Genomic DNA, 15,610 nt, shown 5'->3' on the forward strand with positions numbered 1-15,610 from the left:
CAGGTCGGCCACCGCTGCGGCACAGCCGGCCCGACGAGCGTCGGTGCACGTGACCAGCACCCTGGACCGGGTCCGTCCGGACATCCCAGCCCACTCCCCCAGCCCGTCGCACCGGCTCCGGCACCTGCCGCTCGCCGTCCTGCTCGCCGGGACGGCGCTGCTGTACCTGTGGGGCCTGTCCCGGTCCGGCTGGGCGAACGCGTTCTACGCCGCCGCGGCGCAGGCCGGTGCGCAGAGCTGGTCGGCGTGGTTCTTCGGCGCCTCGGACGCGGCGGGCGGCATCACCGTGGACAAGGCGCCCGGCGCCCTGTGGATCATGGGGCTGTCGGTGCGGCTGTTCGGCCTGAGCAGCTGGAGCATCCTGGTCCCGCAGGCATTGATGGGCGTCGGCTCGGTCGCGCTGCTGTACGCGACCGTCCGCCGGGTCGCCGGGCCCGGCGCCGGGCTGCTCGCCGGCGCGGTCCTCGCGCTCACCCCGGTCGCGGTGCTGATGTTCCGCTTCGACAACCCGGACGCCGCGCTGGTGCTGGTCCTGACCGGGGCCGCGTACGCGCTCACCCGGGCCGTCGAGCAGGGCCGCACCCGCTGGCTGGTGCTGGCCGGGGCGCTCGTCGGGTACGGCTTCCTGGTCAAGATGCTGCAGGCGTTCCTGGTGCTGCCGGCGTTCACCCTGGTGTGGCTGCTGGCGGCGCCGGTGGCGTGGTGGCCGCGGATCCGGGCGCTGCTCGCGGCCGGCGCCGCGCTGCTGGTGTCGGCGGGCTGGTGGGTCGCGGTCGTCGAGCTGTGGCCGGCCGCGGACCGCCCGTACATCGGCGGCTCGCAGACCAACAGCGTGCTGGAGCTGGTGTTCGGCTACAACGGGCTGGGCCGGCTGACCGGCGACGAGGTCGGCTCGGTCGGCGGGAACGGCGGCTGGGGCGAGACCGGGATCCTGCGGCTGTTCGGCTCGGAGATGGGCGGCGAGGCGTCCTGGCTGCTGCCCGCGGCGCTGCTGCTGCTCGGGGTGCTGCTGTGGCGGACCCGGCGGGCGCCGCGCACCGATCCGCTGCGCGCCGCCACGCTGCTGTGGGGCGGCTGGCTGCTGGTCACCGGCCTGACCTTCAGCTTCATGGCCGGGATCGTGCACGGCTACTACACCGTCGCGCTCGCCCCGGCCGTCGCCGCGCTGGTCGGGATCGGCGCCACCGTGCTGTGGCGGGACCGGGCCGCGGCGTCGTCGCGGGTGCTGCTCGCGGCGACGGTCGCGGTGACCGCGTTCTGGTCCGCTGCTCTGCTCACCGACGCGACGGGCTGGCTGCCCTGGCTGCGCTGGACGATCGTGCTCGGCGGGCTGCTCGCGGCCGCCGCGCTGACCGGGGTGCACCGGATGCCCCGGGTGCTCGCCGCCGGGGTGGTCGCGCTGGCCGTGCTCGCCGGACTGGCCGGGACCGCGGCCTGGTCGGTCGCGACGGCGGCGACGGCGCACAGCGGGGCGATCCCGACGTCCGGGCCGGAGGGGTACGGCAGCGGACCGGTCGGGCGGGGTGGGCTCGGGATGGGCGGGCCGGGTGGGGCCGGCGGTCCGGGTGGGGCCGGCGGGTTCGGCCGGTCCGGTACCGCCGGGCCGGGTGGTACCGGCTCCAGTTCCGGCAGCGGCGGGACCGGGACCGGCGGGACCGCCGGGACCGGCACCAGCTCCGGCGGCGGCGGGACCGGCGGGACCGGTGGCACCGCCGGGACCGGCGGGCCGGGCGGTACCGGCACCAGCCCCGGCGGCGGCAGCGGCGGCAGCGGCGGCAGCGGCGGCAGCGGCGGCGGCACCGGCCCCGGCGCCACGGCCGGCCCCGCGTCCGCTGGGCCCGCCGCCCCGTCCGGCAGCAGCCACCGGATCGGCGGCCCGGGCGGCATCCTGAGCGCCCCCACCCCGTCCGCCCGGGTCACCGCCCTGCTCCAGGACAACGCCGACTCCTACACCTGGGCGGCCGCCGCGGTCAGCTCCAACCAGGCCGCGGGGTACCAGCTGGCGTCCGGCCGCCCGGTCCTCGCGCTGGGCGGGTTCAACGGCACCGATCCCTACCCCACGCTCGACCAGTTCCGGTCGATGGTCGCCGAGGGCCGGGTGCACTGGTTCGTCGGCGGCGCCGGCCGGACCGGTTCCGCGTCGGGTGGCAGCGACGCCGCCGCCGAGATCGCCGCCTGGGTGGAGGCGACCTTCCCGGCCCGCACGGTCGACGGCGTCACCCTGTACGACCTGTCCGGGGATGCGTCGTGACCGACGTCGCACCCGGCCGCACGGCACGCACAGCCGGGGCACAGCCCGGCCACACGGCCGCGACAGCGCAGGCGACGAGCGTTCCGGTCATGACACCTGTCCTGGCCGGTCCGACCGGCATCCGCCCGCCGGGCGAGCGTCCACTCGCCGTCGACGCACCGGTCGCCCGGCCGGTGCTGGACATCGTGGTGCCGGTGTTCGACGAGGAGACCGACCTGGAGCCGTCGGTCCGCCGGCTGCACGCCTTCCTGACGGCCGGGTTCCCCTACACCTTCCGGATCACCATCGCCGACAACGCCAGCACCGACGCCACCCCGGTGATCGCGCGCCGGCTGGCCGCCGAGATCCCCGAGGTCCGCGCGGTCCGGCTGGAGCACAAGGGACGCGGCCGCGCGCTGCAGGCGGTCTGGTCCACCTCGGACGCCGACGTGCTCGCCTACTGCGACGTCGACCTGTCCACCGATCTCGACGCCCTCCTCCCGCTGGTCGCGCCGCTGGTGTCCGGGCACTCGGACCTGGCGATCGGCACCCGGCTCGGCCGCGGCTCCCGGGTCGTCCGCGGCCTGAAGCGGGAGATCGTCTCGCGCGGCTACAACCTGATCCTGCGCGGTGCGCTCGCCATCCGGTTCTCCGACGCCCAGTGCGGGTTCAAGGCGATCCGGTCCGACGTCGCGCGCCGGCTGCTGCCGCTGGTCGAGGACACCGGCTGGTTCTTCGACACCGAGCTGCTGGTGCTGGCCGAGCGGGCGGGCCTGCGCATCCACGAGGTCCCGGTGGACTGGGTGGACGACCCGGACTCGCGGGTGGACATCGTGCCGACCGCGATCGAGGACCTCAAGGGCGTCTGGCGGCTCGGGCGGGCGCTGGCCACCGGGGCGCTGCCGCTCGCGGAGATCGGCACCCGCCCCGGCCGGGCCGAACCGGCGCGGGTCCCGGGCGTGCCGCGTGGCCTGCCGGTGCAGCTGGCCCGGTTCGCCGCGGTCGGCGTCGTCTCGACGGTGGCGAACGTGGCGCTGTTCCTCGCGCTGCGCGGCGTGCTCGGGCCGATCGCGGCGAATGTCGTCGCGCTGCTGCTCTGCGCCGTCCTGAACACCGCCGCGAACCGCCGGTTCACCTTCGGCGTACGCGGCCGCGACCGGCTGGCCGTCCACCAGTTCCAGGGGCTGATCGTGTTCGGCCTCGGCCTCGCGCTGACCACCGGTGCGCTCGCCCTGCTGGGCGTGCTGGCCCCGGGCGCACAGCTCGCCGCCGAGGCCGCGGTGATCGTCGCCGCGAACCTGGTGGCGACGGTGCTGCGCTTCGTCCTGTTCCGCTCGTGGGTGTTCCGCCCGGCGAGCACCACCGCCCCGACGGAGGCTGCGCTCCGATGACGACCACCCTCGACCGCGATCCCGCGACCGCCGCCGATCCGGAGCCCCCGCCGCGCCGGCGGCGCCGCGAACCGTTCGCGCTGATCGCCCTGCTCGTCGGCACCGGTCTGCTGTACCTGTGGAACCTGGGCGCGTCCGGCTACGCGAACTCGTTCTACGCCGCCGCGGTGCAGGCCGGGGCGAACGACTGGACGGCGTTCCTGTTCGGCTCGCTCGACCCGTCGAACGGGATCACCGTCGACAAGCCGCCCGCGTCGCTGTGGCCGATGGAGATCGCGGCCCGGCTGTTCGGCTTCGGCCCGTGGTCACTGCTGGTGCCACAGGCGCTGATGGGGGTCGCCGCGGTGGGGCTGCTGTACGCGGCGGTCCGCCGGGTGTCCGGGCACGGCGCCGGGTTGCTCGCCGGGGCGCTGTTGGCGCTCACCCCGGTCGCCGCCCTGATGTTCCGCTTCGACAATCCGGACGCGCTGCTCACGCTGCTGCTGGTGGCCGCGGCGTACCTGGTCGTCCGGGGTGTCGACGACGGCCGCACCCGCTGGATCGTGGCCGCCGGGCTGGTGATCGGGTTCGCCTTCCTGACCAAGTCGTTGCAGGCGTTCCTGGTGCTGCCCGGACTGGCCCTGGCCTACCTGTGGGCGGCGCCGGGCGGGTGGTGGCGCAGATCGTGGCAGCTGGCGGCCGGCGCGGCCGGGATCGTCGCCGGTGCCGGCTGGTGGCTGCTGACGGTCGCGCTGTGGCCGGTGGACGCGCGCCCGTGGATCGGCGGGTCGGGCGACAACACCCCGCTCGGCCTGGCGTTCGGTTACAACGGCCTGAGCCGGATCGTCGGTGGCGCGGGCGGCGGCCCGGGTGGCGGCGGGGGCGGGTCGTTCGGCGGGGAGCCGGGCCTGCTGCGGATGTTCGGGGCGGCGTTCGGCACGCAGGTGTCCTGGCTGCTGCCGGCGGCGCTGCTGCTGCTCGTCGCCGCGCTGGTGGCACGCGGGCGGGCGCCCCGCACCGACCCGGTCCGGGCGTCGCTGCTGCTGTGGGGCGGTTGGACGCTGGTCACCGTGCTGGTGTTCAGCCTCATGGGCGGGATCGTGCACCCGTACTACGCGGTGGCGCTGGCACCCGGGATCGCGGCGCTGGTCGCGATCGGCGGGCGGACGCTGCTCGGGCCGGGTGCCCCGCGGTGGTCGCGCGCCGTGCTCGCGGCCGCGACCGCCGTCACCGCGGTGTGGGCGTTCGTGATGCTCGGCTGGTCCCCGGAGTTCCTGCCCTGGTTGCGGTGGGTGGTGCTGGTCGCCGGGCTGCTCGCCGCCGCGGCGCTGCTGCTCCCGTCCCGCCTGGTCCGGCCGGGCCGGGTGCTCGCGGTGGTGCTCGGCGTCGCGGTACTCGCCGGGGTCGCCGCGCCGGCCGCCTACGCGGTGCAGACCGCCGCGACCACGCACACCGGTTCGACGCCGTCGGCCGGGCCCGAGGTGGCCGGTGCGGGCGGCGGGCCCGGTGGGATGCCGGGCGGTGGCGGGATGCGCGGTGACGGGACGCGCGGTGACGGGACGCGCGATGACGGGATGCGCGGTGACGGCGGGTTGCCGGACGGCACCGGCGGGATGCCGGGCGGCAGCGGCGGGATGCCGGGCGGCAGCGGCGGGATGCCGGGCGGCAGCGGCAGCGGCACCGGACCGGACGGCAGCGGGCAGGGCGCAGCCGCCGGACCGGACGGCAGCGGGCAGGGCGGCAGCGGACCGGACAGCAGCGGCAGCGGCAGCGGCAGCGGCAGCGGACCGGACGGCGGCACTCGGGGCGCGGGCCCCGGGGAGACCGCGACCGGCGCGGAGCTCACCGAGCTGCTGCGCACCGCGGGCGACGCCCGCTGGGCGGCCGCGACGATCGGCTCGCAGCGGGCCGCGTCGATGATGCTCGCCGCCGGCGGCGACACCGCGGTGCTGGCGATCGGCGGCTGGTCCGGCAGCGACGAGTACCCCACCCTCGAGCAGTTCCAGCAGTACGTCGAGCACGGCGAGATCCGCTGGTTCGTCGACGGTGGCGACGGCGGCGGGTCCGGCGGCGAGCGCGGCACCGGCGCCGCGATCGCCGCATGGGTCGCCGAGCACTACGCCGCGACGACGGTCGGCGACAGCGTCGTCTACGACCTGAGCGCTCCCGTCCGATGAGCACCCACCCCTCTTTCGGACACGGCACCGTGACCGACGGCGCGGCCACATGCCCTCCCCGCCCGCGTTCGGCAGAGTGGGGGCATGACCGCCACCGGCCCACTCACGACCGGCGACGCCGCCGACGCCGGCGCGCTCCCGCTGCCACTGCGCCCGCCCGCGAACCGGGTGAGTCCGCGCGCGATCTGGTGGTGGCGGCTGCGTGCGGTGCCGACGCCGGTCGTGCTGCTGGTCGGGCAGGGCGTCGCCTGGTCGCTGCTGCCCGCGGCGCCGTGGCACGGGCTGCTGATCGCGACGATCACGCTGACCGTGCTGTGGCTGCTCGCCGGGACGCTGGTGGTGCCGACCCTGCGCTACCGGCTGCACCGCTGGGAGGTCACCGACGAGGCCGTCTACCACCGGTCCGGCTGGCTGGTCCGGGAGTGGCGGATCGCGCCCATCCCCCGGGTGCAGACCGTCGACACCGAGCACGGCCCGCTGCAGCAGGCGCTGCGGGTGGCGACGGTGACGGTGACGACGGCGTCCGCCCGCGGGCCCGTCCGGATCGCCGGGCTGGACGCCGACGAGGCCCGTGAGCTGGCCCGGCGGCTGACCGAGACGACCGGCCGCCACCCCGGGGACGCGACGTGAGCGACCGCGAGCACCGGGGCCCGGCCGTGCCGGGGCCGGCCGTCCCGTGGGACGACGACGGCCGGCCCGGCCCGGCAGCCGCCACCCCGGACGACGGCGGCCGACCCCACCCGGGACCCGCCACGCCCGACCCGGGCACCCGGCCCGGCCCGGCAGCCGCCACCCCGGACGACGGCGGCCGACCCCACCCGGGACCCGCCACGCCCGACCCGGGTACCCGGCCCGGCCCGGCACCTGCCATCCCGGACCCGGGCAACCGGCCCCACCCGGCACCCGCCGTGCCCGGCCCGGGCACCCCGCCCGGGCCGGCGTCCGCACCGGCCTACCCGCGCCCGGGCGCACCCGTCGTGCACGGGCTGCCCCCGGGCCGCCCGGGCGCGGCGGCCGCGCACCGCGAGACCGCCGGCATCCCGCCGCCCTGGGCGCGCTACCCGACCCCGGCCGGACCGCCCGCCGCACCCCCCGCCCAGGACGACGGCTGGCGTCGGCTGCCCGCGATGATGCTGCTCGTCGCCCCGGCGACCGCCCTGGTCAAGCTCGCCCCGGCGGTGATCGCGCTGCTGATCTTCGGCGCCGGGCGGGGCAGCGCCACCCAGCTGTGGATCGCCGCCGGGATCGCGCTGCTCGCCGTCGGGGCCGGGGTGATCCGCTGGCGGACCACCCGCTACCGGATCACCCCGGAGCGGGTGGAGCTGCACAGCGGGCTGCTGAACCGGCAGCGCCGCTCGGTCCCGCGGGACCGGATCCGGACCGTCGATCTCACCGCTCCGCTGCTGCACCGGCTGGCCGGGCTGAGCGTGGTCAAGGTCGGCTCCGGGCAGAGCGCCGGATCGGACTCCGGTCTCGATCTGGACGCCGTCAGCACCGGTGAGGCCGAACGCCTGCGCCGCGAGCTGCTCACCCGGTCCGATCCGGACACCGGGCCGGGGACGGCGCCCGGCACCGGACCGGACGCCGAACCGGCCGAGGAGATCGACCGGATCGACTGGTCGTCGCTGCGCTACGCCCCGCTGACCGTCAGCTCGCTGGCCGCCATCGGTGCGCTCGCCGGGGCCGGCTGGAACCTGCTGCGGGAGGCGAACATCGACCCGCGCACGCTGCCCGGCGCCGACGCCGTCACCGGTGAGCTGACCACCGCGCCGATCTGGCTGTCGGCGCTGCTGGGCGTGGCGGTGCTGCTGTCGGTGATGGTCGCCGGCTCGATCGTGCTGTTCGTCGAACGCTGGTGGGGCTTCCGGCTGACCCGGGAGCCGGAGGGCACCCTGCGGGTCCGCCGCGGGCTGCTCACCCGGCGCTCGCTGTCGGTGTCCGAGCAGCGGCTGCGCGGGGTCACGGTGACCGAGCCGCTGCTGGTCCGGGCGATCGGGCGCGGCGCCCAGGCCGGTGTGCTCACGGTCGGGCTGGCCGGGGCGGGCGGCGAGGAGACCGGCGGCGGGGCGATCGGCCCACCCGTCCGCCGGGACCGCGCACACGGGGTCGCGGCGACCGCGGCCCGCGCGGAACCCACGATCACCTCCGGGCCGCTGCGGGCGCATCCCGGCACGGCGCGCACCCGCCGGCTGGTCCGCGCGACCGTCCCCGCGCTGGCGCTGCCGGTCGCCGCGGGCGTCGTCGCCTACCTGGGCGGTCCGCTGTGGCCGGTGGTCGTCGCGGTGCTGCTGCTGCTCGCCGCGGTGCCGCTCGGGCTGGACCGCTACCGGGCGCTCGGGCACCGGCTCGACGCGCGCTATCTGGTCGCCCGGCACGGCTCGCTGGTCCGGACGACGTCGGCGCTGCGCCGCGACGGCGTGATCGGCTGGCGGATCCGGCAGAGCCGGTTCCAGCGCCGGGCCGGCGTGCTCACCCTGGAGGCGACGACGGCGGCCGGTCCCGGATCGGTGCTGATGCTCGACCTGGCCCCGGCCGACGCCGTCGCGCTGATGGCGGAGATCACCCCGGACGCCGTCGCCGGCTTCCGCACCGCGGAGCAGGCGGTCAGCGCCGGCGGCGGGTCCCGAACAGGCTCCGGGTGATCTCCCGGGTCACCGTGTTCGTGATCTGCCGCCCGGTCGGCGACGACAGGAAGTCACCGATCTTCGACAGGAACCCGCCGGACGGCTCCGGCGGGGGCGGCGGGGCCGCGTCCGCCGGCGGCGCGCCGACCGGTGTCGCGGTCTCCCCCGGCCCGGCCGCGATCCGCTGGGTCAGCTGCTCGTAGGCGGAGTCCCGGTCGATCGCCTCGCCGTACTTGGGCTGCAGCGGCGACCCGGCGGCGGACTCGCGCACCGCGTCGTCGCCGATCGCGGACATCAGCGACCGCGGAGCCCGCAGCCGGGTCCAGGCGACCGGGGTCGGCGCGCCGCGTTCGGACAGCACCGTGACGATCGCCTCGCCGGTGCCCAGCGAGGTCAGCGCCGACTCGAGGTCGTAGACGTCGGACCGGGGGTAGGTCCTGACGGTCCGGGTGAGCGCCTTCTGGTCGTCCGGGGTGAACGCGCGCAGCGCGTGCTGCACCCGCGCGCCCAGCTGGGACAGCACGTCGTTCGGGATGTCGGTGGGCAGCTGCGTGCAGAAGAACACCCCGACGCCCTTGGACCGGATCAGCTTCACGGTCTGCTCGATGCGCTCCAGGAACGCCTTCGACGCATCGGCGAACAGCAGGTGCGCCTCGTCGAAGAAGAAGACCAGCTTCGGCTTGTCCAGGTCGCCCGCCTCGGGCAGCTCCTCGTACAGCTCGGCGAGCAGCCACATCAGGAACGTCGAGAACAGCACCGGCTGGGCGGCGCGCTCGGCGAGCTGCAGCAGGGTCACGACGCCCTTGCCGTCCAGCACGCGCATCAGGTCGGCCGGATCGAACTCGGGCTCCCCGAAGAACGTGTCGCCGCCCTGCGCCTCCAGGTTCACCAGCGCGCGCAGGATCACCCCGGCGGTGGCCGCCGACACCCCGCCGATCCCCTTCAGCTCGGCCTTGCCCTCGTCCGAGGTGAGGTGCGTGATCACCGCCCGCAGGTCCTTGGTGTCCAGCAGCGGCAGTCCGCGCTGGTCGGCCCAGTGGAAGATCAGCCCCAGGGTGGACTCCTGGGTGGCGTTGAGCCCGAGCACCTTGGACAGCAGGATCGGTCCGAAGTCGGTGATCGTCGCCCGTACCGGCACCGCGATCCCGCCGTCGCCGAGCGACAGGAACTGCACCGGGTAGGCGGTCGGCGTCCAGTCGTCGCCGGTGTCCCGGGACCGGGCCTCGACCTTGTCGTTCGGCTCGCCGGGGCGGGCCATCCCGGACAGGTCACCCTTGACGTCGGCCAGCAGCACCGGCACGCCGTGATCGGAGAGCTGGCCGGCGAGCGCCTGCAGCGTCTTGGTCTTGCCGGTGCCGGTCGCGCCGGCGACCAGGCCGTGCCGGTTCAGCGTCGCCAGCGGGATGCGGACCCGGGCCTCCGGATCACAGACGCCGTCCACCAGCACCGTGCCGAGTTCGAGCGCGGCGCCCTCGGTGGCGTAGCCGGCGGCCACCGTCCGGGCCGGGGAGTCGGGGCTGGCTGGGGTGTCGGAGGTCACGGACCCGCAGCGTAGGGCACTCACGCGGACGCGCACCGCGAGGCGCGCGCCACCCGAACGGAAGTCACATAGTCTGCACCGATGACGGACCGGCTGGTGTGGATCGACTGCGAGATGACCGGGCTCGATCTCGGCAAGGACGCGCTCATCGAGATCGCTGCGCTGGTCACCGACGGCGACCTGAACGTGCTGGGCGACGGCGTCGACGTCGTGATCAGCTGCGACGAGGAGAAGCTCGCCGGGATGCCGGACGTGGTGCGCGACATGCACGCCCGCTCCGGGCTGACCGAGGAGGTCCGCCGGGCGACGGTGACCCTGGAGGAGGCCGAGCAGCGGGTGCTCGACTACATCCGGGCGCACGTCCCGGACGCCCGCAGCGCGCCGCTGGCCGGCAACTCGATCGCGACCGACCGCGGGTTCCTGGCCCGCGACATGCCCGAGCTCGACGGCTACCTGCACTACCGGATGATCGACGTCAGCTCGGTGAAGGAGCTGGCCCGGCGCTGGTTCCCGCGGGTGTTCTACGCGAAGCCGGAGAAGGGCCTGGCACACCGCGCCCTCGCCGACATCCAGGAGTCGATCCGGGAGCTGGCGTACTACCGCAAGGCGCTGTTCGTCGCCCCGCCCGGCCCGACCACCGAGCAGGCGCAGGCCGCCGCGGCGTCCGTCGCCGACGTCGCCGGCGGGGCTGATCCGCAGGCCGGGGGCGGTGCGCAGGCCTGAACGAACCCCCGCGCGGCCGGTCCCGGCCCGGGGGCTATGCTGTATGAGCGCTTCCGGCCACGGCCGGGAGAGTCCGCATGGTGGGTGTAGCTCAGCTGGTAGAGCACCTGGTTGTGGTCCAGGGGGCCGCGGGTTCAAGTCCCGTCACTCACCCGGTTGCCGACCTGGCGATCGACCCCGGAATGTCTGCTGCTAGCTTTCCGGGGTCGCAGTCGCCCGGGTCCGGCGGACACACCCAAAATGAATACGCGCCGTTAGCTCAATTGGCAGAGCAGCTGGCTCTTAACCAGCGGGTTCGGGGTTCGAGTCCCTGACGGCGCACGCACGACAATTCCACATGCGCCGTTAGCTCAATTGGCAGAGCAGCTGGCTCTTAACCAGCGGGTTCGGGGTTCGAGTCCCTGACGGCGCACATTATTCAGGCCGGACCGGGCAACCGGTCCGGCCTGACTGCTTCCCCGGCCGGTCAGGTCACGACATAGGAGATCCGCGCGCAGCAGGCGCGCAGGGCGTCCGCGTGCCGCCGGGCGTCCTCGTCGCCCCAGCGCTGCTCCGGACCGGACACGCTCACGGCCAGCTCCGGCTCACCGCCGCCGGGCGGCAGGACCGGGGCGGCGACGCCGTAGAGACCGGGGTGGTTCTCCCCCCGCGACGTCGCGTACCCGCGCTCGACGACCCGGCGCAGCAGCTCCTCCAGCTCACCGCGCTGTGCGACGGCCGGCCCGGCGCGGTCGAGGATCTCCGGCGCGTCGCCCAGATGAGCCAGGATCGACGTGCCCGCCGCACCCCGGACCAGGGGGTGCGCGTCCCCGATCCGGATCACGTGCCGCAGCACGTGCCGCTCGCTCTCCACGCCGAGGCAGAGCACCGCCCGGTCGTCGACCCGGCGGTGCAGGCACACGGTCTCCCCGGTGACCTCGGCCAGCTCGGCGAGAGCCGGCCGGGCCTCGGCGAGCAGGTCCACCGGCAGCGGCGCCCGGCTCGCCAGCGCGGTCACCGCCGACCCCAGCCGGTAACCGCCGCCACGCGGGAGCCGCTCCACGAAGTTCTCCTCCTGCAACACCCGCACCAGCCGGTACGTGGTGCTCCGATTGAGCCCGACGACCTCGCACAGCTCCTCGAGCAGGATCGGCTGCCGCGCGGACAGCGCCTGGAGCAGGCGCACCGTGCGGCGCGCGGTCTCCGCACCACGGATCGGACCAGCCTCACCCGGATTCACAGTGTGCAACCTACACGCTGATTCCGGCTTTCACCTTCACAATGTGCACTCACTTGCATACTCTGCACCCCGTGAGGTGCACCCGATGACGACCGCCGCTCCCGCCGCGCTGCGCGCCCTGCTGTCCGGACCGGGCATGGTCCGGGCCCCCGGCGTCTACGACGGGCTGGGCGCCCACCTCGCGCGCCGGGCCGGGTTCCGCGCCGTCTACCTGACCGGCGCCGGGGCCGCGGCCGCCGGGTACGGCCTGCCCGACATCGGGCTCGTCACCGCCACCGAGATGGCCGACCGGGCCGCGCTCGTCGTCGAGGCGAGCGGACTGCCGGTCGTGGCGGACGCGGACACCGGCTACGGCAACCCGATGCACGTCGTCCGCACGGTCCGGGCCTACGAGCGGGCCGGCGTCGCCGCGATCCAGCTCGAGGACCAGGACTTCCCGAAGCGTTGCGGGCACCTCACCGACAAGGCGGTGATCGGCGCCGACGAGTTCACCCGCAAGCTGGCCGCCGCGCTGGACGCCCGGGAACACGACACCGTCGTCGTCGCCCGGACCGACGCCCGCGGACCGCTCGGCCTGGACGTCGCGATCGACCGCGCCCGCCGCTACGCCGCCGAGGGTGCCGACCTGATCTTCGTCGAGGCGCCACGGTCGCGGGCCGAGATCGAGCGGATCGCCGCCGAGGTCGACGCTCCGCTGCTGTTCAACGTCGTGCCGTCCGGGCATACGCCGGACATCCCGGACGCGGACCTGGAGCGGCTCGGGTTCCGGATGACGATCCATCCCGGCGCGCTGCTCGAACCCGTCGTCGCCGCCATGTCCGCCGCGCTCGCCGGCCTCGGCGGGACCGACCCGCAACCGGCCCCGGGCCCGCTCGGGCTCTTCCGGGCCGTCGGGTTCGACGACTGGTCCGCGCTCGGCGACCGCTACCGCTGACCCACCCCACCACCGGAGGAGACCCCATGGGCATGACCATGGTCGAGAAGATCCTGGCCCGGGCCTCGGGCAGACCCGCCGTGCAGGCCGGGGACACCGTCGTCGCACGGGTCGACATGAACGTCCTGATCGACCTCATGTTCACCCGCTGGCCGGATCCGCTGACGATCGCCGACGCCGACCGGACCGCGATCGTCCTGGACCACGCGGTGCCCGCGCCCAGCGTCGTCGACGCGGACGCCGGGGTGCTCGCGCGCCGGTTCGCCGCCCGCTTCGGGATCGACCGGTTCTACGACGTCGGCCGGCACGGCATCTGCCACCAGGTGATCGCGGAGAACGCGCTCGCCCTGCCCGGCCAGGTCCTGACCTGCACCGACTCGCACACCTGCGCGGGCGGCGCCTACAACAACGCCGCCCGCGGGCTGGGCCCGGTCGAGATCGTGTCGATCCTGTGCACCGGCGAGACCTGGTACGGCGTCGCGCCGACGATCCGGTACGAGCTCACCGGTGCGCTCCCCGCCGGGATCACCGGCAAGGACGTGTTCCTGCACCTCGCCGGGACCTGGGGCGACGCCACGAACCACACGCTGGAGTTCGGCGGGCCGGGGCTGGCGTCGCTGCCGATGAACGACCGCCGGACCATCGCCACCCAGGGCGCCGAGGTGTCCGCGGACTTCAGCGTGTTCGAGTTCGACGAGCGCTGCGCGGCCCACCTGCGCGAGCACGGGGCCGATCCGGACTTCACCCCCGCCCATCCGGACCCGGACGCGGCGTACGTCGACACCCGCGAGATCGACCTGGGCGCGCTGCACCCGTACGTCGCGCGGCCCGGCCGGGTCAGCGCGAACGCGGTGCCCGTCCCGGACGTCGAGGACCGCGCCGTGCACCAGTGCTTCATCGGGTCCTGCGCCAACGGCCAGCTCGACGACCTGCGGATCGCCGCGGAGATCCTGGACGGGCGGCAGGTCGCGCGGCAGGTCCGGCTGATCGTCACGCCCGCGTCGCAGCAGGTGTACCGGGACGCCGTCCGGCTCGGCTACGTACAGGCCATCGCCGACGCCGGCGCCGTCGTCACGAACTCCACCTGCGGGGCCTGCTTCGGCTACCACATGGGGGTGCTCGGGGCGGGCGAGGTGTGCCTGACCGCCAGCACCCGCAATTTCCGCGGCCGGATGGGCAGCCCGGACGCCGAGATCTACATGGCATCCACCGCCACCGTCGCCACCTCCGCGGTGACCGGGCGGATCACCGACCCGAGGACGGTGCTCGCATGAGCCACACCATCACCGGCCGCACCTGGGTGATCGGGGACAGCGTCGACACCGACGCGCTGTACCCCGGCTTCGCCATGCGTCTGCCGGTCGCCGAGGCCGCCACGCACGTGCTCTACGACCTGCGGCCCGGCTGGTCGGAGCAGGTCCGGCCGGGCGACATCCTGGTGGCGGGCCGCAACCTCGGCATCGGCTCGAGCAGGCAGGTCGCGGCGCTGCTGCGCCATCTCGGGATCGCCGCGCTCGTCGCGGAGGACTTCAACTCGCTGTTCCACCGCAACGCGATCAACCACGGCCTGCCCGCGGTGGCGGTCCCCGGGGTCCGGGCGCTCGTCACCGAGGGCGACGTGATCAGCGTCGACCTGGCGGCCGGCGTGCTGCGCACCGGCGACACCGAGGTCACCTTCGCCCCCGTGCCGCCGACCATGCTGGAGATCCTCGACGCCGGCGGGCTGCTCCCCCGGCTCGTCGCCGCCGGCTACCTGGCCGGCGAGGACGAGTCGTGAGCCCGGTCGTGGTCCCGCGCACGGCACCGGACCGGGCCGCCCGGTGAAGGCCGTCCACGTCGAGCGGATCGGCACCCCCCTGGAGGTGCTGTACGGCGAGCGGCCGGTCCCCGTCCCGACGGCCCGGCAGGTCCTGATCGAGGTGCACGCGGCCGGGGTGAACCCCCGGGACCGGCAGCTCGGCGAGGGCCGGTACGCCTTCCGCGGGCTGTCCGGCCGGCTGCCGACGATCCTGGGCAGCGACGTCTCGGGCGTCGTGGTGGACCGGGGGCGGCGGGTCACCCGGTTCGCGCCGGGCGACGAGGTGCTCGCCATGCAGACGACGCTGGGCGGGATGGGCGGCTTCGCCGAGTACGTCGCGGTGCACGAGTCCGCCGTCGCCCGCAAGCCGGCCGCGCTCGGGCACGTCGAGGCGGCCGCCCTCCCGGTGGTCGGGCTGACCGCCTGGCAGGCCCTCGCCCGGGGCGACACGATCGCCCCGGGACGGGTGACGGTGCTCGGGGCCACCGGCGGGGTGGGGCATCTCGCCGTCCAGCTCGCCCACCGGGCGGGCGCCACGGTCACCGCGGTGTGCGGCCCGGACAAGGCCGAGCTCGCGGTCCGGCTCGGCGCCGACGCGGTGATCGACCACCGGTCGCAGCGGCTCGCCGACGCGTTGGGCGCCCCGCAGGACGTCCTGCTCGACACCGTCGGCACCGGCAGCCTGCGGTCGGTGCGCTCCCTGCTGGCGCCCGGGGGCCGCTACCTCACCACGGTCCCGGGTACGCGGGCGGTCGCCGAGTGGGCGGCCACCGCGGTCACCGGCCGGATCGGCGACCGGCGGAGCGCGCGGCTGGTGCTGGTCCTGCCGGACGGGCCGCGGCTGGCCGCGCTGGCCGGCGCGGTCGCGGCCGGCGACCTGCGGATCCTGGTCCACGACACCTGGCCGCTGGCGGACGCCGGCCGGGCACTCGCGCTGCTCGGCGACCGGCAGGTGCGCGGGAAGATCGTGCTCACCGTGCGCTGAGCCGGATACT

At 75.6% G+C, this 15,610-nt stretch carries 12 protein-coding genes and 3 tRNA genes; 13 read left to right on the forward strand and 2 right to left on the reverse strand.

Translation table 11 applies throughout. From position 1 onward, the window contains the following. Positions 1–49: 49 nt before the first annotated feature. From ABD160_RS17065 to ABD160_RS17085, 5 genes are all read left to right on the forward strand, one after another. Entirely contained in the window at positions 50–2,251 is a 2,202-nt protein-coding gene (locus ABD160_RS17065; RefSeq protein ID WP_425563625.1) for a glycosyltransferase family 39 protein, read from the forward strand. 89 nt (positions 2,252–2,340) lie between these two features. Continuing rightward, complete coding sequence (locus ABD160_RS17070; RefSeq protein ID WP_344023544.1) at positions 2,341–3,621, forward strand: bifunctional glycosyltransferase family 2/GtrA family protein; 1,281 nt, start codon at positions 2,341–2,343, stop codon at positions 3,619–3,621. After that, entirely contained in the window at positions 3,618–5,777 is a 2,160-nt protein-coding gene (locus ABD160_RS17075) for an ArnT family glycosyltransferase (protein ID WP_344023546.1), read from the forward strand. Before ABD160_RS17070 ends, ABD160_RS17075 begins: the two co-directional genes overlap by 4 nt. An 84-nt stretch (positions 5,778–5,861) precedes the next feature. Next, positions 5,862–6,407: a PH domain-containing protein gene (locus ABD160_RS17080; protein ID WP_344023548.1), complete on the forward strand. Its 546-nt coding sequence runs from the start codon at positions 5,862–5,864 to the stop codon at positions 6,405–6,407. Further along, the gene (locus ABD160_RS17085; RefSeq protein ID WP_344023550.1) at positions 6,404–8,419 is read left to right on the forward strand and encodes a PH domain-containing protein; all 2,016 of its coding nucleotides are present in this window, start codon (positions 6,404–6,406) and stop codon (positions 8,417–8,419) included. The genes ABD160_RS17080 and ABD160_RS17085 overlap by 4 nt, the downstream gene beginning before the upstream one ends. Here ABD160_RS17085 and ABD160_RS17090 read toward each other — a convergent pair. Continuing rightward, complete coding sequence (locus ABD160_RS17090) at positions 8,382–9,941, reverse strand: helicase HerA-like domain-containing protein (RefSeq protein WP_344023552.1); 1,560 nt, start codon at positions 9,939–9,941, stop codon at positions 8,382–8,384. The two genes, ABD160_RS17085 and ABD160_RS17090, sit on opposite strands and share 38 nt — an antisense overlap. Before the next feature lie 81 nt (positions 9,942–10,022). On the opposite strand from ABD160_RS17090, the gene orn reads away from it, so the two are divergent. The 4 genes from orn to ABD160_RS17110 all read left to right on the forward strand — a co-directional run bounded on the left by orn (position 10,023) and on the right by ABD160_RS17110 (position 11,076). Continuing rightward, entirely contained in the window at positions 10,023–10,664 is a 642-nt protein-coding gene (gene orn, locus ABD160_RS17095; protein ID WP_344023554.1) for an oligoribonuclease, read from the forward strand. An 80-nt stretch (positions 10,665–10,744) separates the two neighbouring features. Continuing rightward, positions 10,745–10,817 (forward strand) — tRNA-His (locus ABD160_RS17100). 95 nt (positions 10,818–10,912) lie between these two features. Then, positions 10,913–10,985 (forward strand) — tRNA-Lys (locus ABD160_RS17105). A gap of 18 nt (positions 10,986–11,003) precedes the next feature. After that, a tRNA-Lys gene (locus ABD160_RS17110) sits at positions 11,004–11,076 on the forward strand. 54 nt (positions 11,077–11,130) lie between these two features. Here the strand turns inward: ABD160_RS17110 and ABD160_RS17115 are convergent. Continuing rightward, positions 11,131–11,829 carry an IclR family transcriptional regulator gene (locus ABD160_RS17115; protein WP_344023556.1) on the reverse strand — a complete coding sequence of 233 codons (699 nt, stop codon included), beginning with the start codon at positions 11,827–11,829 and terminating at the stop codon, positions 11,131–11,133. A gap of 139 nt (positions 11,830–11,968) precedes the next feature. Between ABD160_RS17115 and ABD160_RS17120 the strand changes: the two genes are divergently transcribed. From ABD160_RS17120 to ABD160_RS17135, 4 genes are read left to right on the forward strand one after another with little or no spacing between them, the layout of a single operon-like run. Beyond that, the gene (locus ABD160_RS17120; RefSeq protein WP_344023558.1) at positions 11,969–12,817 is read left to right on the forward strand and encodes an isocitrate lyase/PEP mutase family protein; all 849 of its coding nucleotides are present in this window, start codon (positions 11,969–11,971) and stop codon (positions 12,815–12,817) included. A 26-nt stretch (positions 12,818–12,843) separates the two neighbouring features. Further along, positions 12,844–14,091 (forward strand): aconitase/3-isopropylmalate dehydratase large subunit family protein, encoded by a 1,248-nt coding sequence (locus ABD160_RS17125; protein ID WP_344023560.1) that lies wholly within the window; start codon positions 12,844–12,846, stop codon positions 14,089–14,091. Next, entirely contained in the window at positions 14,088–14,594 is a 507-nt protein-coding gene (locus tag ABD160_RS17130) for a LeuD/DmdB family oxidoreductase small subunit (RefSeq protein WP_344023562.1), read from the forward strand. Before ABD160_RS17125 ends, ABD160_RS17130 begins: the two co-directional genes overlap by 4 nt. Before the next feature lie 43 nt (positions 14,595–14,637). After that, positions 14,638–15,600, forward strand: coding sequence for an NADP-dependent oxidoreductase (locus tag ABD160_RS17135; RefSeq protein WP_344023564.1), 963 nt, complete (start codon positions 14,638–14,640; stop codon positions 15,598–15,600). Positions 15,601–15,610 lie beyond the last annotated feature (10 nt).

This window comes from Pseudonocardia kongjuensis (genome assembly GCF_039526905.1).
In the GTDB taxonomy this organism is placed as follows: domain Bacteria; phylum Actinomycetota; class Actinomycetes; order Mycobacteriales; family Pseudonocardiaceae; genus Pseudonocardia; species Pseudonocardia kongjuensis.